A 24,247-nucleotide genomic window follows, 5' to 3' on the forward strand; every position below is an offset into this window, starting at 1 on the left:
CCATTTCTCATAGTTTAACGCTTTCTTAATTTTTTTTGGGAATTTTGCGTCGATGAAAACACAACTGATTGATACTCATGCCCATTTATACGTAGGTGCATTTTCCGATGATCGAGCCGCTATGATTCAGCGAGCCGTGGAAGCGGGTGTTTCCACCTTTTGTTTGCCCGCCATCGATAAAGACGAGCACCAAGCCCTCTTGAAACTAGCCGACCAATACCCCGAAAACTGCAAACCTATGATGGGTGTGCACCCTTGTTCAATTACGGCAGATTGGAAAGAAGAGTTGGAAATCGCTAAAAAATGGCTCGATACCAAAGATTTTATTGCCGTGGGAGAAATTGGGCTCGACTATTACTGGGACTTAAGTTTCCAAGAACAGCAAAAAGAGGCCTTTCGTACACAAATTCAATGGTCCATAGAAAAGAATCTTCCAATTGTGATCCATAGCAGAAATGCTACGCGCGATTGCATGGAAATTATCAAAGAGTTCCCCAAAGGCACTGTTCGGGGTATCTTTCATTGTTTTTCCGACGATGCCGCTACCGGGTTGGAGATCATCGAAATGGGTTTCTTTCTGGGAATTGGGGGAGTAATTACCTATAAAAAGTCGGGATTGGCCGATGCCGTTAAGCAATTACCATTGGAGTGGTTGGTATTAGAGACGGATGCGCCTTATTTGCCACCTGTTCCTTTCAGAGGTAAAAGAAATGAAAGCAGTTACTTGACCTATATTGCTCAAATGGTGGCTGATGTGAAGGAGCTGAGCTTAGAAACAGTGGCGGAACATACAAACAGGAATGCGAAAAAAATATTCGCAATCTGACCTTGCAATTGTATTTTTGCTGCCCTTATTTCAACCCAAGTACGGAAGAGTGCAGGAGTGGTTGAACTGGCACGCCTGGAAAGTGTGTATACGGGAAACCGTATCAAGGGTTCGAATCCCTTCTCTTCCGCAAATAAAAAAAGAGCTGATTCAAACAGCTCTTTTTTATTTATCAGCTTTTCATAATTATAATGTTGGAGATCCATTGATAGCCTACAAAAGCTATAATGTAAATGAATGACAGTAGATTGTCTAAGGAGCCGTTGAATGCGAGCGCTAAAGCACCGATTCCGATAAGTGCCATACCTGCAGCATACGCCGGATAGAAATATTTGTATTTACTGGTAGATGCCAGATTTCCCAGAGGCACCATCATGGTGAATCCGAACAAAGCCAACGCCGCATACCATTCTATATTGGTGGCAATGGCACCAATTAAACCAACTAGAAACAACAAAAAGCTGATTCCAACTAAGTTTCCACAGAGTTTCTCTTTTGAATTCAGCATGTATTTGCCGTACTTATTAATACGCAGCAACATGATTCCAAAAGGTTTCATGATCCAAGTAGAGATCGCAAACAACGCTAAAAGAATAATGAGGGGAGTGAGGTACTTATCCAGCGTAGGGTTTTTTTCTGCAAGAGTTCTTAAGAGGCGGGTTCCAAAATAGAAACCTAAAATGATGCCCCATTGGTATTTAGAACTTAGGTTCGCCATGAAGAATGAATACTTCAAATAAAGGCGATAGATAAGATTGCTGGCTTTCAGCGCTTCTTTCATTCCATGCTGTGCGTGCTCAAAACCCGGATCAATCTTCAGCGCTTCTTTAAAATGCTCTTTGGCTTTTTGATGGTCACCTTTTTCCAAAAGCCCCCAGCCATAATTCGCATGTGTATAAGCGTTATTTGGGTCTTCTCTTAATGCGCCATGAATGGTCTGAAAACTTTCTTCTTTTCTATTCAGCTTAAGTAAGGAAGTGCTGCGTACGTTCAATGCGCCTACGTTCTCAGGATCTAGTTCTAATGCACGGTCGGCATTTTCCAAGGCTAGTTCGTATTTTTTCTCAACAAGTGCAATATTTGCTTGTAAAGTAAAGTAAGCGGCAATTGTTGGATCGGCATTAATTGCTTCTCCAACAAAGTAACGCGCTTCTGAATAGTTGTTTTGCGCCAGAGCAATTCTGGATTTCATGTAATACAATCTCGAGTCTGTTGGGTCAACAACCATAGCGCGGTCGATAAAGCTTCCGGCTTCTTGGTAGTTGTCTTCTTGTAAACTGATTTCTGCCATGAAAATCAAACTCACCAAATCGTTAGGGTATTCTGCGAGAATATTTTTTAAGATGCGTTTTGCATCGGTATAGCGTTGTTGTTGAATGAGCAGGTGAGCCTGCGCAATTCTTGGGTCACTGAGCATTCGTTCTTATTTCTTAATTTTTAAGTAAGCTAAAATATCATCGTAAAGTCCGGAATCATTGGCGAACAATGCGAAATTTTTCGCAGAGGCAAACCATTCTTGCGTGCTTGGACGGTGCTTTTTTATCGCATTCAACAAATCTTTTGTTTGAAGGGGTGTAGGGACACCGCTATCGAAAGAGGCTTCTAATTTTTCCTCAATTGCGAGGTCGATGATGGCGTCGATATCGGCCCCGGAACAATGTTCTGTCTTTTTTGCCAATTGCGAGTAATCGATCCCTTCGGTTGGCTTAGCTGCCAATTTAAGTTTGAAGATGGCTTCTCTTGAGGCCTCATCGGGAGGTGGAACAAATACAATGCGATCAAAACGACCGGGTCTTCTAAAGGCCGGGTCTAGGTTCCAGGGTGTATTGGTAGCTCCGAGGATGAGCACCCCTTCGTTGTTGTTGGAGATGCCATCGAGTTCTTGTAGGAATTGGTTAATGAGGTGCCTGCTAGCAGATTGTTTCATATCAGATCTGCTGGCGCCGAGAGCATCAATTTCATCGATAAAAATTACACAAGGGGTATTGTTTCGAGCCAGTTCGAAAATATCGTGTAGGTTTTTTTCGCTGTTACCCACCCACATGTCGAGGATGTCATTCAATCCAACATTGATGAATTTGGCGTTCACTTCACCCGCGGTAGCTTTGGCGATAAAAGTTTTACCGCATCCGGGAGGTCCATAAAGCAAGATACCGCCTCCTATTTTTTTTCCGTAGGCTTTGTAAAGTTCAGGGTGTAGGAGCGGTTTTATGATTTTAAGATCGATTTCTTTTTTTACGCCTTGCATACCGCCAACGTTTTCGAATTTAACATCGGGTTTTTCCAGAAAGCGGCTATCGGTCCAGTCTTGTTCTTCTTCGAAGTGAGCGGCGCGCATGCGCAATTCTTCGTCGAGTTCTTGATCGGAGTTGTTAGGGTAGAGTTCGAGCAAGTGTTGGTAGGCTTCCATTGCTTTGCCTCGTTCATTTTCTTTGAGTAAGGCTTTTGCGTGTAGGGTAAGCACTGCGGCATCTAGGGATCCGGCATCGATCAAGGACTCTAGAATAACGTTGCAGGCCGAGTAATTTTCTTTTTTGTAGAAAACGTTGGCCAACCCCAGTTTTATTTTCGTGTCTTGGGTATAATTGAGTGCTTCGGTGTATTCTTTTTCGGCTTCATCAAGTTTGTTGAGCATGATGAGGGTTTCTGCGAGAAGCATTCGCAGGGGCACATTGTCGGGGGAGAGTTTGAGTGCTTCTCGTAGGCTATTTACAGTTTGTTCGTTCATGATTTTATGTTTCGAATGCGTAGGTCAATCGCAAGCGTCGAAAGTACAAAATAACGGCAGAATTGCAAGAAAAGAAAGAATGATGTGGAGGTTGAAATAAGTGTTTTTCGCAGGTTGTTTAGGGGATTGGGGCAGAATTTGTGATGGTTTTAGATATTGGGGAATTGATGCTGTGTGCATTCAATGGTAGTAATCGATTTGTTTCATTATATATGAAAGTGCAACCCCTTCGGGGTTGAATGCCATTGAATCTTTGTTTGGCTACCAAGCTGTAACCCCTTCGGGGTTGGGTTTCCTGAAAAAAATCATGTGGCTTGCTTCGCCGAATGAAACAATAATGATGGGCCACACGGGTGAAATGCGATTGCGGATGAAATTGGATTATCGCGATGGTTTTATTCGAATCGAATGAATGTGCAATCCCTTCGGGGTTGAATGCCATTCAATCTTTGGTTGTCTACCAAGCTGTAACCCCTTCGGGGTTGGGTTTTCGAAAAGACACAAATGGATTGCTTTGAGAATTAAAATCGTTGTCTAAGTTGATTAAATGCTCCAATAATAGAGTTTTTTCTTTTTCCTTATCTTTTTAAGTGGTTCATTTAAGATCAATGCATGCGGCAGATGCAAGTTCAACCCCGTAAGGGGTTGCAGCTTGGTAGAAAGAAGTGGAGTGTGGTAAATGCAACCCTGAAGGGGTTGCACTTTTCTAACCTAATGTTGTAAAATCAAACAATTGTTTTTCATCAAATTCTATTTTGAACATCTCTAGGGTGGAATACCACTGAACAATGGTTTTATTCGAATCGTATGAAAGTGCAACCCCTTCGGGGTTGAATGCCATTGAATCTTTGTTTGGCTACCAAGCTGTAACCCCTTCGGGGTTGGGTTTTTGAAAAGACGGAAGTGGATTGCATTGAGAATTGAAATCGTTGTCTATCTTATTTACATCGTTTGATTATTTGGAGGCAAATAATGTACTGATGTAAATGGGTCGTTGAATACTAAACGGGATCATTTAACATATTGGCTGGTTAAATGCTCCAGCAATGAAACCTTACTTTTTTATCTTATTAAGCGGGTCATTTAAAACTAATGCATGCAAAAGATGCAAGCTCAACCCCGCAAGGGGTTGCAGCTTGGTCGAAAGATGGGAGAGTGGTAAAAGCAACCCTGAAGGGGTTGCACTTTTCTAACCTAGTGATGTAAAATCAAACAAGTGTTTTTCATCAAATTCTATTTTGAACATCTCTAGGGGGAATACCACTGAACAATGGTTTTATTTGAATTGAATGAAAGTGCAACCCCTTTGGGGTTGAACGTCATTAAACCTTTGTTGGTCTACCAAGCTGTAACCCCTTCGGGGTTGGGTTTTCGAAAAGACACAAATGGATTGCTTTGAGAATTGAAATCGTTGTCTATCTTATTTACATCGGTTGATTATTTGGAGGCAAATAGTTTACTGATGTAAATGGATCGTTGAATCCTAAACGGGATCGTCTACTGTATCGGCTGGTTAAATGCTCCAACAATGAAACCTTACTTTTTTATCTTATTAAGCGGGTCATTTAAAACTAATGCATCCAAAAGATGCAAGCTCAACCCCGCAAGGGGTTGCAGCTTGGTAGAAAGAGGGAGAGAGTGGTAAATACAACCCTGAAGGGGTTGCACTTTTCTAACCTAGTAATGAAAAATCAAACAAGTATCTTTCATCAAATTCTATCTCGAAATTTTCGAGAAATTGGATGTATTCATCTTTGAAAGTGGTTTTTCGATGATGCTCTTTTTGATTTAGAATGTATTTCGCAACCGCGTCAATATCTTTTTTAGAATAACTAAATGCACCAAATCCGTCTTGCCATGCAAACCGTGATTTGGTTAACTGCAATTCGTTGATGAATAAAGAACTGGAACGTTTGATGTCTCTCACAAGATCTGAAATACAAACATTTGGGCGGAATCCCAATAAAAGATGCACATGATCCCAATGACCATTGATGCTCAAAATTTTCTGATTCTTGTTTTCAGTTGTTTTGCATATGTATTTATAAATACGCTCTTCCCAACTAGGATCTAATAGTGCTTCACGGTACTTTGTTGCAAATACAATTTGCGCATGCAATTCCGAATAAACTCCTGGCATATAATTTTTTTACAAATTTCCAACGATTTAAAAATCGAAATCCACATGCTTCTGTTTTTCGTTGTAGCATACAACAAAAAAAGACCCGCATTGCGGGCCTTCAAGAAAAAATTACAAGACGTTTATGCCGGTTGCTTTTTCCATAAGATATACGAGGCCGCAAACAATCCAAAGAAAACAAGCATAGGCGCCATGTCTGGCTTTACACCGTACAAGGCAACAATCGAAAACACAGCACTCGATAAATCAAAAAACAATCCGGCATAAGCCCATTCTTTCAATGTTTTTAATCCGGGTATAAGAATTACAACCGATCCAACAATCTTCGCAGCACCAATAAACGGTACAAAATATTCCGGATAACCCAATCCGGTGATGAACTTGATGCTTTCTTCGTCTTTAATTACATTAGGTACAGCAGTGGCAATCATCGCTGCTGAAAAGAGTGCCGTAGCAATCCAGTAAAACACTTTAAGTTTATTCATAATAGCAGGTGTTGGTTGAATAAACAAGTTACTTGAATTGTTTAAAAAAACCTCGCTCTAGTAGTAATCAATTAGAGCAAGCTCCGTTTGCTCCGGCAAAGAACCCTTTTTCAAGAATATGACCTCGCCCCCCTGTTTCATCATCTGAAACGCCAACTCATTTTTTACATCATCATTACTTTCAAAAGGAGCATTGCCGCTCTCCTCCTCCATACTTATTAATAGGGTTTTCCCTTGTTTATTATTGAGGTGCTGCGTAATACTGGCCGGACCTGTCACGAATTTTTTCGCATGAATCGCCTCCTCAATTTTTCGCTTGTATTCCATCTCTTTCTGCCCGCGCCAACTCGCTAGCACCGGCTGTATTATTTTTAAAAGCGTTTCCTTATTGGCATCATGGTAATTACCGGAAATAAAGTCTTTGTAATATTGATTCGACTTTGCAATTGTTCTAAACAATCCAATGGTTTTCTCCGAACCAGAAACAATACACGGCATTCCATAGTGATGAACCAGCACCTGCAGCTTTTGGTCAACCACCGCTAAATACTTTTTCAAACGTGTTTCATGATATTTACTGGTCTCAGAAAAGTTCGAAACTTTTTCTCCAAAGTCAGTATCAAAATCCTCTATTTGATCGCTTATTTCATGTTGTATCTCTTCCAACTTATTCAACCCGCCAAGATATATTTTTAAATCCTTGCTGTTCAAAAGCACAAATAGATACTGCAATATTTCCTGCTTGTTTTGAAGCATGGGATTGACATGAAAATAACGGTCAATCACCAAACTATTTTCAAATTCAAGGTCTAGGTAATAATGGCTGGCTAAGCTTGGCGATATATAAATAACCAGGGTTTTTTTGTGTAGAGGAACTGCCAAACTTGCGATAATCTGTTCGAACCTATCTGAAATCAATTGCTTGTAGTGTTCTTCTACCTTATGTAGCGTGTTTAATCGCTGCACTTCGATTTTCTTTTTTAAGTCATCTAGCCCTATCCATTCCTTTTCTAGTTTTATGGTTACACTTACACAAGGAGTTGATTCAGATTGATGCATCATTTCCTTTAGTTCGGGATAATAGTCTTTTAGCATAAAGGTTGTTTTGTTGTAAGTTCTGTCTTCTATACCAACCAATCCCATGAGGTCATTCAATTTGAGTTATGATTCTTCTCAAGAGGAATCTTAGAAAAAGAACGTACATTCAATGTGTATTGATTTTCATCCTTTTTATGAGTTCCCATGGTCATCGGTCTGCAGCAACAAGAGAAGATTGAGATAGTGATGGGAGGTTCCCCCTTTTTCAAGGAATTGGTGCATCAAATTGAGGCATCAAAATCCGTCATTCAAATTCAAACCTATATTTTCCTAGACGATACCACCGGACACCTCATCGCTTCCGCCTTGATAAAAGCTGCAGCAAGAGGTGTGAAAGTGTATGTGCTGGTAGATGGCTACGCGTCAAGAATACTGGCTAACTCGCTTGCCCCGAAAATGAAAGAAGCAGGTATTCAGTTTCGATTTTTTAAAGCTCTTTTTTCCGGTTCTGATTTTTATATTGGCCGTCGCCTTCATCATAAAATTGCCGTTTTTGATAGTAAATGCGCCTTAGTAGGCGGAATCAATATAGCAGACCGATACAATGAAATAGATGGAGTTAAACCATGGCTCGATTTTGCGATTTTGATTGAAGGCCCTTTGGCAAATGAAGTATGCGTGCTTTGTTCAAAAACATGGAATGGATACAGCCCAAGTTTCAAACCTCTTCCTTGCACCTCCACTCAATTCAACGCAAATGCTGTATCAGCCCGATTGCGCCGGAACGACTGGCTAAGAGGGAAGGTTCAAATTTCAAGTAGCTATCTCTCCATTTGTAAACAAGCCAAAAAAGAGATTTTCATCCTTTGTAGTTATTTTTTACCGGGTAGGGTGATTCGTGCGGCTTTATCAGCAGCTGTAAAACGCGGCGTGAAAGTGAAGGTAATTGTTGGGAGTTTTTCTGATGTTCCTTTCTCAAAAGCGGCAGAACGTTTTTGGTACGATTGGATGCTTCGGAACAAAATTGAAATTTATGAGTATCAGCCCAATGTGCTTCATGGAAAAGTGGCAGTAGTAGACGACTGTTTTTTCACTATTGGTTCTTACAATGTAAACGATATCAGTGCCCATGCAAGTATTGAAGCAAATGTAGATGTGCTGAGCCCTGAACTTGCAATACAATGGCGTACTATTTTAGAGTCTATTATTTTGCACGATTGTTCGGCTATTACCACCGATCATCCCCTCCAAAAAATAAACATATTCCGACAGTTCTTTCGCTGGTTTTCTTATGAACTCATTCGAGTAGTGCTGTACTTATTCACGTTCTATTTTAAACGCAGCCGTTAGTGACCGCGCACTCGATCCACAAAGAATACAAAGTTCTCCCAGGTCCAACCTTTAAATCTTCCTCTCTGAACAATCATATTGTTTTCCGAGGGATGGGTGAGATAGAAATAGAATACGAAAGGTGCTTTGGGTTGCTGCCATCCAAAGACCTGACCAAATCGAAGATCATTGAACAGAACGGTATCTTTTCTTTTTTCAACGGTATAGAATCCTTGAGAAAATCGAATCAAATGCTGCAGGTCTTCAGTATTACGAAAGGGGGTAAGTAAAGAGTCTTGTTTTGGATAGTAATTCCAGTTGATGCGATCGCTACTGTCTAAGAGGGAAGTGAATGCTACATAGAATCCTTTTTCGTCACCGGCAACGGTATACCAAAGCCAATTTTGTAGCGGCGCAGGAGTGGTAAAATAGTGATCATGGGGAATATGCTCTTTCTCAAAAGCCGCCATCACTTTTGAATTGATTCTGTATTTATTCCAAATAGCAAACACTAAATACATGCTTGCTGTAATCATCGAAAGCTTGATCCAATTGCTTCTTTTCGATGAGTTAGTAGGCAGAAAAGCGATTACTACTGCGGCTACAATTGGAACCAAAGAAAAGAATGGATCTGCTACATATAGTATGTTGAAACTGATTCGGCGATGTGAAAATGGTTCGAACCAGCCAACTCCATAGTTGTTAAAGGCATCTAGAAAGATATGCAGTCCAATAAGGATCAAGAAGAATTGAAACCACTTGCCTAATTGAAAGCTTGGATGGGGGTGAACACGTGTTGCTACAAAGCTTAATAAAGCCGATGCTATAACTACACCCAAAATAGAGTGGGTAAATCCTCTATGTGCTAAAAGGTCGCTAGCCGTGTCCAACCAGAAAGAGGCTAGAAAATCGATATCGGGGAAGCTATGAGCCAATGCTCCCCAAAGCATGGCTTTTTTGCCAAACTGTTTTCCGGCAATGGCGTCACCTAAGCAAGCACCAATAGCAATATGCGTTATAGAATCCATTCACCTATCTATGAGCAATAAATATAGGCAATTGATGGGCTTCCATCATAGATGCGATGAAACTTCTTTTAAAGACCCTCGAAATTTCTGAACGCTCAAAGGCACCTGCCACTAACACCACACCTTTTTTGCTACTGATCCAATTACTGAAATAGTCTTTTTCCTTTGGATCAATGGTTTCAATTGAAATGTCGGGAAAATGAGCCTGCAGCAATTCCTGAACTAACAAATTCAAAGGCAGTTCTTCTTCTTTGCTCATGTGAACCAACATCGCGGGATTGTTGCAAAGTTCAGGAAACAAATATGCAAATTGTTTGATGGCAAAAGATGAGGCACCACTGCCATCATAGCACAATATCGTATTGGTTGGAAGGGTAGCTTTGTTGGGTACTAGGAGAACCGGACATTCAGCGCTGTGTAAAAGCGAATCAAGATAGTTACTCAATCGAATACCCGTATTTTGAGTTGGAGTGAATTGATCTGTACCTAGTATCAACAAGTCGGCGAAACGTGATTCTTTTATTAGTTCCGATAATCCTGTTTCTCCGGAATGCGAGTGAATGCTGTGTTCGATGCGATAACGTTCACATGTTCGATTGAACAGTTGAATACTTTTTTTCACAGCGGCACTGCTTTCTTGTTCAACAATGGTATCGGTATATCCATTGCTTACCGGAATGGCCAATTCAGCCCAAATATTCGGTATATGTGTTTCGGGTAGAAATGCTGCTGTGAGCATTATTGGAGACGATTTGTGAATCTCTACTGCCATTTGCATGGCTGCTCTGGAGAAACTGGATCTCTCGAAAGCCAATAGTATTTTTTTCATCTTTTTCCTTTCAAGGTACGCTGGTTAGTACAGGGCTAACTATGATTATAATCATGCCGGGCCCGAAAAGAATCAACCTTTTCCGGATTTATTAGGTGTACCTTACCTAAGTTATCACAATGTCTTCCTTGCTTACTAAAATCAATTCTAACATGAAGTTGCCAGTTTGGAAGCAATTCTTAAATGAAGCCGGAGGAGTAGCTCAGTTTGTTTTTCAATTCTTTCGGGAATTGGGTCGTTCACGGTTTGAAGGCGAAGCTTTCCTGATGCAATGTTACACCATCGGTTACCGATCATTACCTCTTATTGGACTTACCGGATTTATTATGGGATTGGTGCTCACCATGCAACTTCGGCCTTCTATGGTCGACTACGGCGTAGCCTCCCAATTACCCGCCATTGTTGCTATTGCCATTATTCGCGAGGTTGGACCCGTAATCACGGCCCTCATTTTTGCAGGAAAAATCGGAAGTAGTATCGGTGCTGAATTGGGATCCATGAAAGTAACCGAGCAAATAGACGCCATGGAAGTGAGCGGTACAAAGCCGTTCAATTATCTGGTAGTATCGCGTGTGCTGGCATCCACTTTAATGTTACCGGTATTGGTATTGTTGAGTGATGCGATCTCACTTTATGGTTCTTATATCGGTGTTAATGTACACAGTAGCACCAGTAGTCAATTGTTCTGGAATCAGGTGTTTGAAAACCTTTCTTTTTACGATGTACTTCCGGCTTACTTTAAATCATACTTGTTTGGTTTCGCTGTGGGTATTATTGGATCGTACAAAGGATTTAATTGTGAGAAGGGAACCCAAGGTGTTGGAATCAGCGCCAATGCTGCAGTGGTGGTATCATCAGTATTGGTGTTTGTGATCGATTTAATCGTTGTTCAAATTACAGATGTATTCAGTCTACTTTAATTTGATGCTTATGGATCTTAATATTCATACAACTCAGCCACTTCTTTCGATCCGAGGATTGCATAAATCTTTTGGATCGAATAAAGTATTAGACAATGTGAACCTCGATTTGTTCAAAGGAGAAAATAAAGTGATACTTGGAAGATCCGGTTCCGGTAAATCCGTTTTAATTAAATGCATAATCGGATTGCTTCCTATCGACGAAGGAAGCATTCAAATTCTCGGACAGCCGATTCCGGAATTTGGAACTCCCGATTGGAACCTCGTTCGAAAAAATGTTGGTTTTCTGTTTCAAAGCAATGCGCTATACGACTCTATGACTGTTTATGAAAACTTGGCCTTTCCTTTACGTAGATTGAAACGCACTCTTTCTTCAAAGGATCAGTCCCTATTGATGCAGGAAGCCCTGAGAGAAGTTGGACTGGAGCATACAGGGAATATGATGCCTGCTGAACTTTCCGGAGGCATGAAAAAGAGAATCGCCCTGGCAAGAACCATAATCTTGAAACCTCAAATCATACTTTATGATGAGCCTACAACGGGCCTGGATCCCATTACATCCAAAGAAATAATGTCTTTGATTACATCCATTCAAAAAACACACGGAACCGCCTCGCTGATTATTTCACACGATATGAATGTTGTGCGCGAATGTTCAGATTCAGTGGTCATGCTCATCAATGGCACTTGTTATGCAGAAGATTCCTATTCTAATCTCCTGCACTCAAAAGACGAACTGATAGTTCCTTACTTTAACTAACTCAATAAAAAAATGGAGAAATTTTTTAACTATATAAAACTGGGCATTTTTGTACTGGCCGGTCTCATATTTCTTATTGTGTTGCTTTATTTTATTGGAGTCAATAAGTCGTATTTCGGTTCAAACTATATCTTAAAAGCCCGTTTTCAGAATGTACAAGGATTGCAAAAGGGAAATAATGTGCGCTATTCAGGAATTGATATTGGCACTGTAAAATCGATTGAGATGATCGATGATACTACGGTTGAAGTATCGATGCTCGTTAAAGCAAACATGAAGAAGTTCATTCGCAAAAACGCACAGGTTTCTATTGGCATGGATGGATTCGTTGGTAATAAGGTGGTTTTAATAATGCCTACGAGTCCGGATGCTGCTTATGCCATTGATAACGATTTGTTGAAAACCAAAGCACCCATCGACACAGACGAAATCATTCATTCCTTTTTGAGTACAGTGAAGTCTATAAAAGGATTGGCTGATACTGCAACTGCCAGTTTTTCAAAACTAAATCAGTCGAAACCGCTTTGGTCTCTCACGAACGACCCGAAATTATTTACTATAATTCGAGAGAGTATTTCGAACTTCAAAAAGCTTACAGAGAAAACATCGCTTACGGCAGAAGAAATTGAGGTATTGATTAGTGGTGTACAAAAAGGCGAGGGGAACCTGGGTAAGCTTTTTAAAGATAGTGCCGCCTATCAGTCATTGCTTTCTTTGATGCAAGAATTCAAACGAGCCGGATCAGATGCACGTCAAACTTTGAATGCCGCCCAAGTACTGTTAACTAAGGTTGATTCAACGTTACTTCAGGGAAAAGGGGTTGTTCCCGCCGCTTTTATAGATTCCAGTTGGAAAATACAAGTAGACAGTACGCTTCGTCAAATCAATAGAAGCAGTAAGCAGATTCAGGATCTGTCAACAGCATTGCAAAAAAGTTTCTTGTTTAGGGGCTATTTTAAAAGGAACAAAGAGTAAGCGTTCTAATATGAGTAGGATCATGGTGCTATAAATCCGGAATCATAATTATCGCATGCGCTGATGAACGAACTTACTAGCAATAAATTCATTCAACTTAACCAATTGTTCACGTCATTCGAGGTGTGCATGAATTTGTTATTAGGCCCAGTTATCACAAGTGTTGCCCTTGGTTTCATTTTTTTGTTTTTCAGATCAGATGCTCGAAATGATACACTTTCGGTCGCGGTTGTTGTCCTTCTGCTGTTATGAAATTTGCTTTCAACTTTGGTGAACCATTTTTTAATTGAATATATTATCAGAACCAGTTTCAATTCCGCTTTTTTACAACTACCGGCAAAATTGAAACGTAAAATTTTTAGTATGAAAAAAATTAGTGCTGTTGTGGGAATCTTGTTTATAGCATCCTGCGCACCAATGAAAATTACGTCCACTTGGACGAATACCACGGCAGTGGGTCGTACTTATGAAAACATAGTAGTTGTGGCGCTTACGAAATTCGAATCGGAGGGGAATTTAAGAGAACGAATGGAAGAACATATTGTGGGCGATTTATCGCGTTTAGGCCTTAAAGCAGTTAGTTCCTATAAATTAATGGGGCCAACATCCTTTAAGGGGATGAATGAAATACAGGTGCTTCGGTTATTTGAAACAGCAGGAATAGATGGAGTTTTAACGGTTGTGTTGCTCGATAAAAAGCGCGAGCAATATTATATTCCCGCCCGTGTAATGTATTCGCCCTATGCTGTTTATCAGAATAATTTCTGGGGGTATTATGGAACGATGTACAATAGAATTTATGAACCGGGTTACTATTCTGTTGACACGAGGTATTTCTGGGAAAGCAATCTCTATGATTTGAAATCAAAAACACTTCAATATTCAATTCAAACACAAGCCTTTGATCCGCTCAGTTTAGAAGCACTCAGCCACAACTATGGAAAGAAAATTGTAGAAAGCATGGTGAAAGATGGTGTAATAAAACTGTTAAAAAATTAACATTTATAACGACCTCACAATTTTTTCAGGCTGCGAAGATTTTTTGAGACATCCATTCGTCGGTGCATTAGCCGAATTCGTCGATTCTTGACCCTGCACTATAGGGTTCGACTAAACTTTGGATATTCCTTTGCATCAGAATGTCAATTAAATCTACATGTATGGAAAGAAAAGATTTCTTACGCAGCGGAATATCGGCATTAGGTATTGCTGCTTTTGTGGCACCACTCGCCAGCTCTTGTAAAAAAGATACCGGATCTGGATCTAGTTCAGGTACGGATACAGGCTCAGGAGGAACTACCGGAACCTGTACTTCTACATCGTCTGAAACCGAAGGTCCATTCCCAACAAAGTCGCCGTCTTCATTGGTAATTACTGATATAACCAGCGACAGAACCGGTGTGCCCTTCACCATTAAAATCACCATTCAAAACAAAAACAATAGTTGCGCTGCACTGGCCAATGCTATTGTTGATATTTGGCATTGCGATAGAGATGGCTACTATTCAGAATACGGCGGCACTTCAATGCAATCTGTTGACTTTACCTCTGTTCACTTCTTAAGAGGTCGTCAAACCACCGACTCAAATGGCTTGGTTACTTTCAAATCCATTTTCCCCGGCTGGTATTCATCACGTGCGCCACATATTCACGTACACATCTACAATGCATCCGGTACTTCACTGTTGGTTACTCAAATTGCATTTCCTACAGATGTATGTAATACTGTGTATACTACTGCAACAAACTATTACACAAAGGGTACGCAGGATACTTCAAATGCTGCAGATACTGTGTTCTCCGATTCAATAGCCAACGAATTGGCAACAGTTACAGGGTCCGTTTCAGCGGGTTACACCCTTACTCACACGATTGTAGTTAGTGCTTAATATATAAGTTATGAAAGGTATCATTCAAATAGGGTATACGTTGAAGATAGATCGAAATACTACCGACGCATGGGCGAAGGCGGTGTGGGAGTCTACTCATTTCGAATACAAACTGCAAGTTCAAAACTTTGCAGAATCGAAAGAGTTTCCTCAATATTCGGCCCTGCTAAAAGTGCAGCCAAAGGCTGAACGTCTGCCTCATTTGGTGAGCGCCGGTATGTTAGGTTATTTGAGAAATTTGGGAGGTAAAATGCCCTTCGTCTCAAATAACCTTGGGCTTCCGGCGCTTCCTTTTAAAAACTATCGTTTTCAGTTGATCGACTCTCATTTGAGCGATCTGTCTGTTCATAATATCAGTATTTACTTCTTATCAGAGCCCTTGGTTTGGATAGAAACCATTGGTGAAAAACTATTAGTGGCACCCGTATCAGAAACAGGAGAGTACAAAACAGCATTGATTTCACTGGGATCGAACTTAAGCATCGATTCTTTTAAACCTTTTGATCATGATCAAGCAAACACCGGGCATCATCTATTTGAATCAAGATCGTATTCATCATGAAAATGCTGCGTTTCGAGCCTTGAAGTCGCTTGAGGCAGCATCTGATCGCATTCCGCCTCATTGGCAATCCATTCTTGTATTCGAAGAAAATACATTGGCTGCTCAATCGGAGCGTGCTTGGTATGTAGCAGAAGATAGTGAATATTATTGGATTCCATTGGTGGGCACTATTGAGATCACCGACGCTAATGCCAATGTGCATTACCTTGAACCCGGTTCTATGTTCAAACAAGAAGTGAAAAAGGGAGCTTCGCTTTGTGTGTTCAATCCATATGAAGACGATTCATTGGCGCAATACCTTCAAGTAGTGGTTGCTATTGAAGAAATTGAAACCAACGCTATTCCCCAAACCGTTAATGTGGCCATCAATGATCGAATGGATGAGCTGGTTAAGTTAACATCCGAACAAGCAGCCCTGCAAGTTTCAATAGGTAAATTTTCAGGTAGAAGTGAAGCTTTGGTTCCAATAAGCAGTTCTTCAAAAGGAGTGTTTTGCTTTGTTATTCAAGGAGCTTTTGAAGTACAATATCGTTTGTTGGAAAAAGGCGACGGACTTGCCTTGTGGAATTTAGAAGAACTGGACTTAGAGGCCCTAAGTGAAAATGCGATCATCCTTTTACTAGAAGTAAAAAAATAAATACCTGATAAAAATCAGTCATCAATCTTACAATGGTCATAAAATGGGTCCTGCCACCACTGTTATCTTCGTATCGTATTTAGCAGTCTCTCTCAAATACAACAAATAGCAGTTGAGTTGGCAAGACGGTCCCGATCTCGGGACCGTGCATTTTTAAGCCCCGATCACTTTTTCCATCTTCGTAGATCTGGAGCCTTTCACTAGAAATTGGGTGTTTTCAAAGCTTTCGTTGTTGAACCATTGAGCAGCCTCTTCACTGTTTGCGAATTTCTTGTAAGCATGTTTAGCCGTTTGAAATCCGGGTCCTACTAAAACAACTTCTTCCCATTTGTATTTCCCGATCAAAGCAATGATGGCATCGTGTTCAGCAGCCGACTCTTCTCCCAATTCGGCCATCGAACCCAATAACAATACTTTTTTATCTCCTGGCAAGCCGGCGAAATTTTCGATGGCTAATTTCATACTGCTTGGATTGGCATTGTACGCATCAAGAATAAATGAGTTGCTCCCTCTTTTAACTAATTGAGATCGACTGTTTGAAGGAATGTACTGTTCAATTTGATTTTTTATTACTTCATCTGCTACTTTAAAGTATTTGCCAATGGAAACGGCAACCAACACATTGGGTAAATTATAAGAGCCCACCAAATGTGTTTGTATGGAAAAGGGAGTTTCTCCGTCAATGCCTACTTCTAGGAATGGATCGCTTTGAATTAAATGACCATTTAATTGAGCATTGGCCGTTCCATAAGTGATCACTTCTCTGATGCCTTTACTCATCGTTTGTAAATAGTCGTAATCCCACATTACAAAGGCGGTTCCATTATTTGCACGAATGAAATCGTAGAGTTCGCCCTTTCCTTTTCGAACGCCTTCAACGCCGCCAAATCCTTCTAAATGGGCTTTCCCGCAGTTGGTAATTACGGCATGTGTTGGTAAGGTGTAGGTACAATAACCTTGTATTTCCTTCTGGTGATTGGCACCCATTTCAATAACAGCGATTTCTGCATCTTTTCTAACTTTAAGAATAGTGAGTGGGATGCCGATATGATTGTTTAAGTTTCCTTCTGTTGTATAAGTTTTGTACTTCCCTGAAAGCACGGTATGAATGAGTTCTTTAGTAGTGGTTTTTCCATTACTACCGGTAATTGCAATAAATGGAATTGTGAATTGTTCTCGGTGATGTTTTGCCAATTGCTGAAGGGTGGATAAAACATCTTCCACCAAAATAGTGCGTTCATTAACATAAAACTCTTTCTCATCAATAATGGCATAGGCAGCGCCTGCTTCCAATGCAGCTTTGGCGAAGTTGTTTCCATTAAAGCTGGGTCCTTTTAAAGCGAAAAAAAGCGTGTCTTTTTCTAGCTTTCTGGTATCAGTGGTAATGTTTGGATACTGAAGGAATATTTGATAGAGGGATGCAATTGTCATAAAGCAAAAGTGCCGAATAATTGGGATTTAACAGTAAAATGAATTCAAAAAAAATCCCGAAGAATAACTCTTCGGGATTCTAAAAGTACGATCAACTTATTTTATCGCTTGCGCGTGTTCTGTCTTCTTTGTTGGTAGTGAATACCTGTTTTGCGGCCATTACCTTCTGGGCTACCCAAGCGGTCCATAGCGCAACGGAAACCTACTGTGCTGCTGGTTTGGTCTTCTTCCATGAAGCGACGTGCACCAGGAGCCAACCAATAAGGACGGTCGTTCCAGCTACCCCCTTTGATTACGCGGCTCTTGTCGCTGATCAAAGTAGTGATACCATAACCACGACCTCTTTCTTTTTCAGTTTCGTAACCGATACCTACCAATAATGAGTCACCATCGAGGTAGTTGATTACATTACCTTTTTGATAGTTACGACGGTTTTTGCTTTCTTCATCAGTAACGAAAGTGCGTTTTACACGACCTAAGCTATCTTTTTCGAATTCACCGTCTTTATTCTTAATGTCTTTCTGGAAATAGTTACCACGGAAAGGAGCGATATCGTCATTATCAGTACTAGATAAAGGACGGTAAACATCCGCAACCCACTCGTTAACGTTACCAGACATATTGTAAATACCAAAAGCATTAGGGAAGAATGAGTTAACCGGAGCAGTATACACAGCGCGGTCGTTCAAACCACCTGCAACCCCCATGTTATCACCATTACCTCTTTTGAAGTTTGCAAGGAAAGTACCTTGCCAGCTTCCACGGCGGCTATCACGCATACCGTTTACGTTCTGACTCCAAGAATAAACTTGTTTATTGGTAACCAATTCCTCACCACGTTGACCTTCTTTCTTAGAAGACTTCGGGTTTTGACCAACTAATGCAAGAGCAGCATATTCCCACTCTGCTTCTGTTGGAAGGCGGTAAGCCGGTAACAAGATACCATCTTCAAAAGTTACCTGAGTACGAGGAGTACCATTCGGGTTTTTCAGCGGGTTCTTTTTTGAACGAGCGCCGGCACCCGGAGTAGGAGTGGTTAAACCTAACAAATACGATTTCGTATTGAAAGACTCAGCACCCTGACCTTGGATATTTTTGAGTGTATTCTTGTTGATGAATTGCTTGTCGATCAAGGCTTTTTCGTTCACGCGGTCTGTACGCCATAAACAGAAATCAGCAGCTTGTCTCCAAGTTACCCCTACAACTGGGTAATAGTTGTAAGAAGGGTGGCGGAAGTAGTATTCTACCAGCGGCTCGTTATAAGCCAACTCGCTACGCCAAACCAGGGTATCCGGTAAAGCGCCTTCGCGTACGGCAGCATACTCGTCACCATCGAATATGTTGTTGATCCAATAGAGGTACTCACGATAGTGAACGTTGGCCACCTCTGTTTGGTCAATGTAAAAAGAGTTTACTGTTTTACGGGTAGGAATGTTATTCCAGTCGCCCATAACATCTTCTTCCGCAGCTCCCATCGTGAAGGTACCACCCTCAACGAATACTAAGCCCGGACCGGTACGTTGTTCTTTCTCTTGCGATACCTGGAATCCACCCATGTTTTTGTCATTGTAGTTCCAACCGGTAACACTAGACTGCGCCGTTTTATTCTTTCCAAACATCTTACAAGATGCCAGGGAAGCACTGCATGCGGCGAGAATTAAAAGGTTTTTCAGATTCATTTTGATAGCTTTTGCCTTTGGTTCAATAATGATAAACGGATAATTGTTTCGAATATTGTACGGATAATGAACTTGTTTTTTAGACCGGGTACGAATATAGGTAACTTCTGTAAAACAACACTTTAGGTGCATTTATTGTTACGTTAAAAAAGACCTATTTTTAACCTATGTTGGCCAGGGTTGTACATACAGGATTTCTCTTATGCTGTTTTTTGGCCGGGAGTTTGGGCTTGTTCGGTCAGAGAACCTATGCTCCCCATAGTGTGCTGTCTAACGGTAAGTGGTATAAAATTTCAATCGATAAAGCGGGAATTTATAAAGTAGACCGAAGCCTTTTGGCAAATTTGGGAATTTCCGGAACAATTTCCTCATCTTCTTTACGAATTTTTGGAAATAATGGTTGGATGCTCCCCTCTGAGGCAGGCAAAAATTTAGTTGACGACCTCCAAGAATTGGCCATTGAAGTTATTGATGGCGGGGACGGCAATTTCGATGGGTCGGATTATTGTCTTTTTTATGCCCCCGGCCCTCAACAATGGAATTTTAACAATTCGGACCGACAGTTTACACATTCCAAGAATCGTTATTCCGATGTTTCCTACTATTATATTACAATTCAGGGTTCCGGCAAGCGCGTTACTACGCAAAACTTGCCCCCTTTGGCAACAACCACTGTTAGTCAATACGATTTTCGAAACTTTTATGAACTCGATTCTATCAACTTTCTCAGTAGCGGCGCAGAATGGGTGGGAGAGGAGTTTTCCGAATTACCCGGCAGAGGGTTGACCAAAACGTTTGATCTAGGGCTTTCGGCTGTTGCAGGTTCTACCTTACGTTTAACAACCGCTTTGGTGGCGCGTTCCCTTGGCCAGCCCACTAATGTAAATTTATTGCTCAATGGAACTGCCTTAGGTAGTTTTTCCGTGGCAGCCGTTTCCGGGGGGCAATTCGACGTATTTGCCAGAGAAGAACAACGTAGTTTCAATGCTTCTGCGAGCGCGTCCACTAATACTCTTACCATACAGGCACAACCCGGTGGTTTTGGCGCTCAGGCATGGCTTAATTGGTGGGAAGTACAAGGGAAGGCTTTATTGACTGTTTCTGCTTCCTCACAATTGAATTTTAGAGTATCGGATCCTATTCAACCAGGAGTTGCCATTGCTTACAAAGTAGCTAATGGTAATGTTTTGAATGGAGTTTGGGATGTCACACATCCTGAAAGCCCTGTTAAAATGAACGGAGCTTTAGTTGGAAGCGAATATACGTTCACCCGAGAAGCCGACAGCTTGCGTGAATTTGTTGCGCATACTGCTTCTGGTTATTTCATTCCAAAAGCAGTAGGGGCTATTGCTAATCAAGACCTTCATGCTGCTCCCACTGTTCCATTTATAATTGTTTGTTCGAAAGAGCTTTTGCCACAAGCCACTCGATTAGCTGCCTATCATCAGCAAAGAGACGGACTTAGTTCTTTTATCGCAACCACTGATCAAGTTTATGAAGAGTTTTCCTCCGGAACTCCCGACCCTACTGCTTTACGAGACTTTGTAAAAATGTTTTACGATAGAGCAGGTCAAGATCTTTCCAAACGTCCCAAGTACTTGTTGTTGTTCGGCGACGGCTCTTTCGACTATAAAAATAGAATCAAAGGAAATACGAATTTTGTTCCGAGTTTTCAAAGTAGTTCCTCATTTGATCCATTGAGTACTTATACATCGGATGATTATTTCGGTTTTTTAGATGATCGAGAAGATATCAATGCTCCCGGTACACCTTTACTTGATATTGCTATTGGAAGAATACCTGCAGCTACCATTGCAGAAGCCACGGCAATAGTTGATAAGATACTGGCGTACCATAACAATAGCAACAATGGTCCTTGGAAAAACACGATCAGTTTTGTTGCAGATGATGAAGACAACAACCTGCACTTGCAAGATGCAGAATTAATTGCAGCAAGCGCAAATCAAGTAGAACCGGCATTGCAAACGGAAAAAATTTACTTGGATGCTTTTAAGCAGGAAAGTTTTGCGGGAGGCCAGCGTTATCCGGGAGTAAATCAAGCGATTCAAAACAATTTTTCGAATGGTACTTTGATCTGGAATTTCAGCGGGCACGGTGGATTTCGAAGATTGACCGAAGAAGTAATCCTAGATCAAGACATCATCAACCAACTAAAAAATGAGGGGAAACTGCCTCTTTTTGTTACCGCCACTTGCGATGTAGCTCCTTTCGACAATCCGCTCATCAGTTCTATCGGTGAGAACTTATTGTTACGACCCAAAACAGGTGCTATTGCGTTAATGACCACTACCCGACTGGTTTTTGCCTATAGCAACCGAATCATGAACAAAAACTATTTGGATATTGCCTTGCAACGAAAAACGGATGGGAATTATCGAAGCTTGGGTGAGGCAGTGAAGGATGCGAAAAACTTGACATATCAAACCTTTGGTGATTTGGTGAACAACCGAAAATTCACGCTTTTGGGAGATCCGGCATTGACACTGGCGATTCCAAAGTTCAAGGTTCACGTAACGGAAGTGAATGGCAAACAACCCTCGTTGGCGCTGGATACCCTAAAGGCTACTGATTCCTGTAGTATAAGTGGAATCATTAGTGATGAGCAAGGAAATCTGCTTTCCGGCTATAATGGAACGGTATTTGCCACAGTGTACGACAAAGTCCAAAACCTGCCTACGCTGGGTAATGATCCGGGTAGTCCGATCACTACTTATGTTTCCCAAAACAACGCATTGTTCAAAGGTTCAGTAGCTGCGAGCAGCGGCCGATTTACTTTGAAATTTATTGTTCCCAAAGACATCAATTACGCTTTGGGGAAGGGTTTGCTTCGGTTTTATGCAAGCAGTGAGATTGGCGAAGCGCATGGAGCAACAGACAGTGTGTTAGTTGGGGGAACGGGCAGTGGTGTGATTGATGTGCAAGGTCCGGCCATTAAGGCCTATTTGAACGACGAGAAATTTGTAAGCGGTGGTATTGTCAACAACCGCCCGCTTTTACTCTTGAAACTGTCTGATTCATCAGGAATAAACATCATTGGTACAGGAATTGGCCATGATATAACAATTCAAATAGATGACGACCCAACCAAAATTTTTGTTTTGAATCAATATTATGTTGCCGATAAGGATCAATATAAAAAAGGAGAAGTGCGTTATCTATTGCCGATTTTAGATGAGGGAGAGCACCGGATCAGTATCAAAGTATGGGACGTATTGAACAATTCGAGTGTAAAGGAGTTGAGTTTTCGGGTGGTTGGTTCGGATAAGTTCACGATTGAACGTGTTCTAAATTACCCAAACCCCTTTAGTACGAGAACAGGATTTTGGTTTTTACACAACAGACCGGGGGAGAGCTTAGACATTAGCGTTCAGATTTTTACCGTAGGTGGCAAACTGGTAAAAACCTTGAAAACAACAATATTTGCGGTCGGAAATCGTTCTGATGAAGTAGAATGGGATGGCCGTGATGAATTTGGTTCAAAACTGGGTCGAGGGGTTTACATTTATAAATTAAGGGTGAAAACCCTTGATGGTAAGATAGCCGAGACTTGGGAAAAATTGTATTTATTATAAAATTGTTAATGTAAAATCCTTATTTTAGCACATCTCATCGTTAGATTATCGAATAAAATTTACCCTTAAACCAATACTGCTGGCTACTTTAGCCTCTCACCAAAACAGGAATCTCCGCATCCTGAAAGGCATCATTATTCGAGGAATCTAAAGAGCAGCATACAAAAGACAAACTCTAGTATGAAACGTAAGATCGTAAAGTTGACTGCCCTGCTATTCGTATTGGCCGGAATGAACACCTTGAAGGCACAAACGGATACAATAAATGTGGTGACTTCTGCAGTACCCTTTCTGCGCATTTCACCGGACGCACGCGCAGGTGGTATGGGAGACCTTTCCATGGCTACTTCGCCTGACGCCAATTCGGGTTTTTACAATTTAGCAAAAACACCCTTCGCGAAAAACAACTCCAGTTTCGGATTAACATACACTCCATGGTTGAAAGATCTTGGATTGAACGATGTATACTTACTATCTTTTGGAGGATACTACAAACTAGATGATGACCAAGCACTTTCTGCGGGGGTTCGTTATTTTAGTTTGGGTAATATTCAGTTTACTGATATCAGTGGTGTCGATTTTGGCGAGGGTCGTCCTCGTGAATTTGGACTCGACTTCGGTTACTCTCGTAAATTGAGCAGTAAAATGGGTATAGGTTTAGCGTTGCGCTACATCTATTCAAATTTGGCAGCAGGCCAAGTAATTGGAAGTACCACCTATAAAGCAGGTAATGCCGTTGCAGGTGATCTTTCATTCTACTATCATGGAATCAATGCAGAAGGAAGTGGCTGGAATTTTGGTGCAGCATTAACCAACTTAGGAACTAAAATTGGCTACACCAACGATGCAACACAAAAAGATTACATCCCTGCAGATCTTGGTTTAGGTACTACTTATACCAAAGCATTTGATGAGAACAATAGCATCACTTTCGGTTTAGACATTCATAAATTATTGGTTCCTACACCTCCTAAATTCACCGGCGACTATGCCACCGATTCAACAGCTATTGCAGGTTATAGAAGCAAAAGTATCGTAAGCAGCTGGTTTAGCTCATTTGGGGATGCTCCAGGTGGTTTTGGCGAAGAACTTCGTGAGATGACTGTATCAGTTGGGGGTGAATATACCTACAACAATCAGTTCAGTGTAAGAGCCGGATACTTCTACGAAGACAAAAACAAGGGTAACCGTAAATACTTTACCGTTGGTTTCGGTATCAAGTATAACGTGTTTGGCTTGAACTTCTCTTACTTGGTTCCTTCAGGGCAGGGTGTAAACAGAAACCCATTGTCTAATACTTTACGTTTCGGTATGATCTTCGATATTGATGGAGATGCGAAATAAGCAGCTTCTTTAAATAATAAAAAGCATCCTGATCTCAATTCAGGGTGCTTTTTT

Annotated in this window: 22 protein-coding genes and 1 tRNA gene; 13 read left to right on the forward strand and 10 right to left on the reverse strand. The window is 41.1% G+C overall.

The window, feature by feature from the left end:
* The first annotated feature begins 52 nt into the window (after nucleotides 1-52).
* A complete protein-coding gene (locus tag ACQ2HE_RS15210; RefSeq protein ID WP_430901136.1) occupies nucleotides 53-826 on the forward strand; it encodes a TatD family hydrolase in 774 nt (257 codons plus the stop codon).
* A gap of 43 nt (nucleotides 827-869) precedes the next feature.
* Nucleotides 870-956, forward strand: a tRNA-Ser gene (locus ACQ2HE_RS15215).
* Nucleotides 957-998: 42 nt separating this feature from the next.
* On the opposite strand, the gene ACQ2HE_RS15220 is transcribed toward ACQ2HE_RS15215, so the two are convergent.
* Both ACQ2HE_RS15220 and ACQ2HE_RS15225 read right to left on the reverse strand, forming a co-directional pair.
* Nucleotides 999-2,243 carry a tetratricopeptide repeat protein gene (locus ACQ2HE_RS15220; protein ID WP_430901134.1) on the reverse strand — a complete coding sequence of 415 codons (1,245 nt, stop codon included), beginning with the start codon at nucleotides 2,241-2,243 and terminating at the stop codon, nucleotides 999-1,001.
* 6 nt (nucleotides 2,244-2,249) lie between these two features.
* Nucleotides 2,250-3,554 carry an AAA family ATPase gene (locus tag ACQ2HE_RS15225; RefSeq protein ID WP_430901132.1) on the reverse strand — a complete coding sequence of 435 codons (1,305 nt, stop codon included), beginning with the start codon at nucleotides 3,552-3,554 and terminating at the stop codon, nucleotides 2,250-2,252.
* A 235-nt stretch (nucleotides 3,555-3,789) separates the two neighbouring features.
* Here ACQ2HE_RS15225 and ACQ2HE_RS15230 point away from each other — a divergent pair, with 235 nt between their 5' ends.
* Nucleotides 3,790-3,966 (forward strand): hypothetical protein, encoded by a 177-nt coding sequence (locus ACQ2HE_RS15230; protein WP_430901130.1) that lies wholly within the window; start codon nucleotides 3,790-3,792, stop codon nucleotides 3,964-3,966.
* Between the two features lie 294 nt (nucleotides 3,967-4,260).
* Here ACQ2HE_RS15230 and ACQ2HE_RS15235 read toward each other — a convergent pair whose 3' ends face one another.
* The 4 genes from ACQ2HE_RS15235 to ACQ2HE_RS15250 form a co-directional block, all read right to left on the reverse strand.
* On the reverse strand, nucleotides 4,261-4,395 hold the full coding sequence (locus ACQ2HE_RS15235; protein ID WP_430901128.1) for a hypothetical protein: 135 nt from the start codon (nucleotides 4,393-4,395) through the stop codon (nucleotides 4,261-4,263).
* An 831-nt stretch (nucleotides 4,396-5,226) separates the two neighbouring features.
* Complete coding sequence (gene tnpA / locus ACQ2HE_RS15240) at nucleotides 5,227-5,694, reverse strand: IS200/IS605 family transposase (RefSeq protein ID WP_430901126.1); 468 nt, start codon at nucleotides 5,692-5,694, stop codon at nucleotides 5,227-5,229.
* A gap of 122 nt (nucleotides 5,695-5,816) precedes the next feature.
* Nucleotides 5,817-6,179 (reverse strand): DoxX family protein, encoded by a 363-nt coding sequence (locus tag ACQ2HE_RS15245; protein WP_430901124.1) that lies wholly within the window; start codon nucleotides 6,177-6,179, stop codon nucleotides 5,817-5,819.
* Nucleotides 6,180-6,236: 57 nt separating this feature from the next.
* On the reverse strand, nucleotides 6,237-7,322 hold the full coding sequence (locus tag ACQ2HE_RS15250) for a baeRF3 domain-containing protein (RefSeq protein WP_430901122.1): 1,086 nt from the start codon (nucleotides 7,320-7,322) through the stop codon (nucleotides 6,237-6,239).
* 99 nt (nucleotides 7,323-7,421) lie between these two features.
* Between ACQ2HE_RS15250 and ACQ2HE_RS15255 the strand changes: the two genes are divergently transcribed.
* A complete protein-coding gene (locus tag ACQ2HE_RS15255; RefSeq protein WP_430901120.1) occupies nucleotides 7,422-8,567 on the forward strand; it encodes a phospholipase D-like domain-containing protein in 1,146 nt (381 codons plus the stop codon).
* Here ACQ2HE_RS15255 and ACQ2HE_RS15260 read toward each other — a convergent pair.
* Both ACQ2HE_RS15260 and ACQ2HE_RS15265 read right to left on the reverse strand, forming a co-directional pair.
* Nucleotides 8,564-9,574: a metal-dependent hydrolase gene (locus tag ACQ2HE_RS15260; RefSeq protein ID WP_430901118.1), complete on the reverse strand. Its 1,011-nt coding sequence runs from the start codon at nucleotides 9,572-9,574 to the stop codon at nucleotides 8,564-8,566. The two genes, ACQ2HE_RS15255 and ACQ2HE_RS15260, sit on opposite strands and share 4 nt — an antisense overlap.
* Nucleotides 9,575-9,578: 4 nt before the next feature.
* Nucleotides 9,579-10,403 (reverse strand): universal stress protein, encoded by an 825-nt coding sequence (locus ACQ2HE_RS15265; protein ID WP_430901116.1) that lies wholly within the window; start codon nucleotides 10,401-10,403, stop codon nucleotides 9,579-9,581.
* Between the two features lie 152 nt (nucleotides 10,404-10,555).
* Here ACQ2HE_RS15265 and ACQ2HE_RS15270 point away from each other — a divergent pair, with 152 nt between their 5' ends.
* The 7 genes from ACQ2HE_RS15270 (at nucleotide 10,556) to ACQ2HE_RS15300 (ending at nucleotide 16,146) form a co-directional block, all read left to right on the forward strand.
* The gene (locus tag ACQ2HE_RS15270; RefSeq protein ID WP_430901114.1) at nucleotides 10,556-11,323 is read left to right on the forward strand and encodes an MlaE family ABC transporter permease; all 768 of its coding nucleotides are present in this window, start codon (nucleotides 10,556-10,558) and stop codon (nucleotides 11,321-11,323) included.
* Nucleotides 11,324-11,333: 10 nt separating this feature from the next.
* Entirely contained in the window at nucleotides 11,334-12,083 is a 750-nt protein-coding gene (locus tag ACQ2HE_RS15275; protein ID WP_430901112.1) for an ABC transporter ATP-binding protein, read from the forward strand.
* 12 nt (nucleotides 12,084-12,095) lie between these two features.
* Nucleotides 12,096-13,058, forward strand: coding sequence for an MlaD family protein (locus ACQ2HE_RS15280; RefSeq protein ID WP_430901110.1), 963 nt, complete (start codon nucleotides 12,096-12,098; stop codon nucleotides 13,056-13,058).
* A 363-nt stretch (nucleotides 13,059-13,421) separates the two neighbouring features.
* On the forward strand, nucleotides 13,422-14,057 hold the full coding sequence (locus tag ACQ2HE_RS15285) for a hypothetical protein (protein ID WP_430901108.1): 636 nt from the start codon (nucleotides 13,422-13,424) through the stop codon (nucleotides 14,055-14,057).
* A 161-nt stretch (nucleotides 14,058-14,218) separates the two neighbouring features.
* Nucleotides 14,219-14,947 carry a dioxygenase family protein gene (locus ACQ2HE_RS15290; protein WP_430901106.1) on the forward strand — a complete coding sequence of 243 codons (729 nt, stop codon included), beginning with the start codon at nucleotides 14,219-14,221 and terminating at the stop codon, nucleotides 14,945-14,947.
* A gap of 10 nt (nucleotides 14,948-14,957) precedes the next feature.
* Nucleotides 14,958-15,509 carry a hypothetical protein gene (locus ACQ2HE_RS15295; RefSeq protein WP_430901104.1) on the forward strand — a complete coding sequence of 184 codons (552 nt, stop codon included), beginning with the start codon at nucleotides 14,958-14,960 and terminating at the stop codon, nucleotides 15,507-15,509.
* Nucleotides 15,454-16,146, forward strand: coding sequence for a pirin family protein (locus ACQ2HE_RS15300; protein WP_430901102.1), 693 nt, complete (start codon nucleotides 15,454-15,456; stop codon nucleotides 16,144-16,146). The genes ACQ2HE_RS15295 and ACQ2HE_RS15300 overlap by 56 nt, the downstream gene beginning before the upstream one ends.
* 153 nt (nucleotides 16,147-16,299) lie before the next feature.
* On the opposite strand, the gene ACQ2HE_RS15305 is transcribed toward ACQ2HE_RS15300, so the two are convergent.
* Nucleotides 16,300-17,577, reverse strand: coding sequence for a UDP-N-acetylmuramoyl-tripeptide--D-alanyl-D-alanine ligase (locus tag ACQ2HE_RS15305; protein ID WP_430901101.1), 1,278 nt, complete (start codon nucleotides 17,575-17,577; stop codon nucleotides 16,300-16,302).
* Between the two features lie 101 nt (nucleotides 17,578-17,678).
* Nucleotides 17,679-19,256, reverse strand: a complete 1,578-nt coding sequence (locus tag ACQ2HE_RS15310; protein WP_430901100.1) for an SUMF1/EgtB/PvdO family nonheme iron enzyme — start codon at nucleotides 19,254-19,256, stop codon at nucleotides 17,679-17,681.
* A gap of 167 nt (nucleotides 19,257-19,423) precedes the next feature.
* On the opposite strand from ACQ2HE_RS15310, the gene porU reads away from it, so the two are divergent.
* Together porU and porV are read left to right on the forward strand one after the other, a co-directional pair.
* The gene (gene porU / locus ACQ2HE_RS15315) at nucleotides 19,424-22,849 is read left to right on the forward strand and encodes a type IX secretion system sortase PorU (protein ID WP_430901099.1); all 3,426 of its coding nucleotides are present in this window, start codon (nucleotides 19,424-19,426) and stop codon (nucleotides 22,847-22,849) included.
* A gap of 180 nt (nucleotides 22,850-23,029) precedes the next feature.
* Nucleotides 23,030-24,193: a type IX secretion system outer membrane channel protein PorV gene (porV, locus tag ACQ2HE_RS15320; RefSeq protein WP_430901098.1), complete on the forward strand. Its 1,164-nt coding sequence runs from the start codon at nucleotides 23,030-23,032 to the stop codon at nucleotides 24,191-24,193.
* Nucleotides 24,194-24,247: the final 54 nt, after the last annotated feature.

The organism is Endoryza foliicola (genome assembly GCF_050589245.1).
Taxonomy (GTDB): Bacteria; Bacteroidota; Bacteroidia; order Chitinophagales; family Chitinophagaceae; genus Endoryza; species Endoryza foliicola.

Bases quoted from the DNA above. Each gene is read 5' to 3' on its own strand.
- ACQ2HE_RS15210 (WP_430901136.1), top strand. From the start codon at position 53: ATGAAAACACAACTGATTGATACTCATGCCCATTTATACGTAGGTGCA.
- ACQ2HE_RS15220 (WP_430901134.1), bottom strand. From the start codon at position 2,243: ATGCTCAGTGACCCAAGAATTGCGCAGGCTCACCTGCTCATTCAACAA.
- ACQ2HE_RS15225 (WP_430901132.1), bottom strand. From the start codon at position 3,554: ATGAACGAACAAACTGTAAATAGCCTACGAGAAGCACTCAAACTCTCC.
- ACQ2HE_RS15235 (WP_430901128.1), bottom strand. From the start codon at position 4,395: ATGGCATTCAACCCCGAAGGGGTTGCACTTTCATACGATTCGAATAAA.
- tnpA (WP_430901126.1), bottom strand. From the start codon at position 5,694: ATGCCAGGAGTTTATTCGGAATTGCATGCGCAAATTGTATTTGCAACA.
- ACQ2HE_RS15245 (WP_430901124.1), bottom strand. From the start codon at position 6,179: ATGAATAAACTTAAAGTGTTTTACTGGATTGCTACGGCACTCTTTTCA.
- ACQ2HE_RS15250 (WP_430901122.1), bottom strand. From the start codon at position 7,322: ATGGGATTGGTTGGTATAGAAGACAGAACTTACAACAAAACAACCTTT.
- ACQ2HE_RS15255 (WP_430901120.1), top strand. From the start codon at position 7,422: ATGGTCATCGGTCTGCAGCAACAAGAGAAGATTGAGATAGTGATGGGA.
- ACQ2HE_RS15260 (WP_430901118.1), bottom strand. From the start codon at position 9,574: ATGGATTCTATAACGCATATTGCTATTGGTGCTTGCTTAGGTGACGCC.
- ACQ2HE_RS15265 (WP_430901116.1), bottom strand. From the start codon at position 10,403: ATGAAAAAAATACTATTGGCTTTCGAGAGATCCAGTTTCTCCAGAGCA.
- ACQ2HE_RS15270 (WP_430901114.1), top strand. From the start codon at position 10,556: ATGAAGTTGCCAGTTTGGAAGCAATTCTTAAATGAAGCCGGAGGAGTA.
- ACQ2HE_RS15275 (WP_430901112.1), top strand. From the start codon at position 11,334: ATGGATCTTAATATTCATACAACTCAGCCACTTCTTTCGATCCGAGGA.
- ACQ2HE_RS15280 (WP_430901110.1), top strand. From the start codon at position 12,096: ATGGAGAAATTTTTTAACTATATAAAACTGGGCATTTTTGTACTGGCC.
- ACQ2HE_RS15285 (WP_430901108.1), top strand. From the start codon at position 13,422: ATGAAAAAAATTAGTGCTGTTGTGGGAATCTTGTTTATAGCATCCTGC.
- ACQ2HE_RS15290 (WP_430901106.1), top strand. From the start codon at position 14,219: ATGGAAAGAAAAGATTTCTTACGCAGCGGAATATCGGCATTAGGTATT.
- ACQ2HE_RS15295 (WP_430901104.1), top strand. From the start codon at position 14,958: ATGAAAGGTATCATTCAAATAGGGTATACGTTGAAGATAGATCGAAAT.
- ACQ2HE_RS15300 (WP_430901102.1), top strand. From the start codon at position 15,454: ATGATCAAGCAAACACCGGGCATCATCTATTTGAATCAAGATCGTATT.
- ACQ2HE_RS15305 (WP_430901101.1), bottom strand. From the start codon at position 17,577: ATGACAATTGCATCCCTCTATCAAATATTCCTTCAGTATCCAAACATT.
- ACQ2HE_RS15310 (WP_430901100.1), bottom strand. From the start codon at position 19,256: ATGAATCTGAAAAACCTTTTAATTCTCGCCGCATGCAGTGCTTCCCTG.
- porU (WP_430901099.1), top strand. From the start codon at position 19,424: ATGTTGGCCAGGGTTGTACATACAGGATTTCTCTTATGCTGTTTTTTG.
- porV (WP_430901098.1), top strand. From the start codon at position 23,030: ATGAAACGTAAGATCGTAAAGTTGACTGCCCTGCTATTCGTATTGGCC.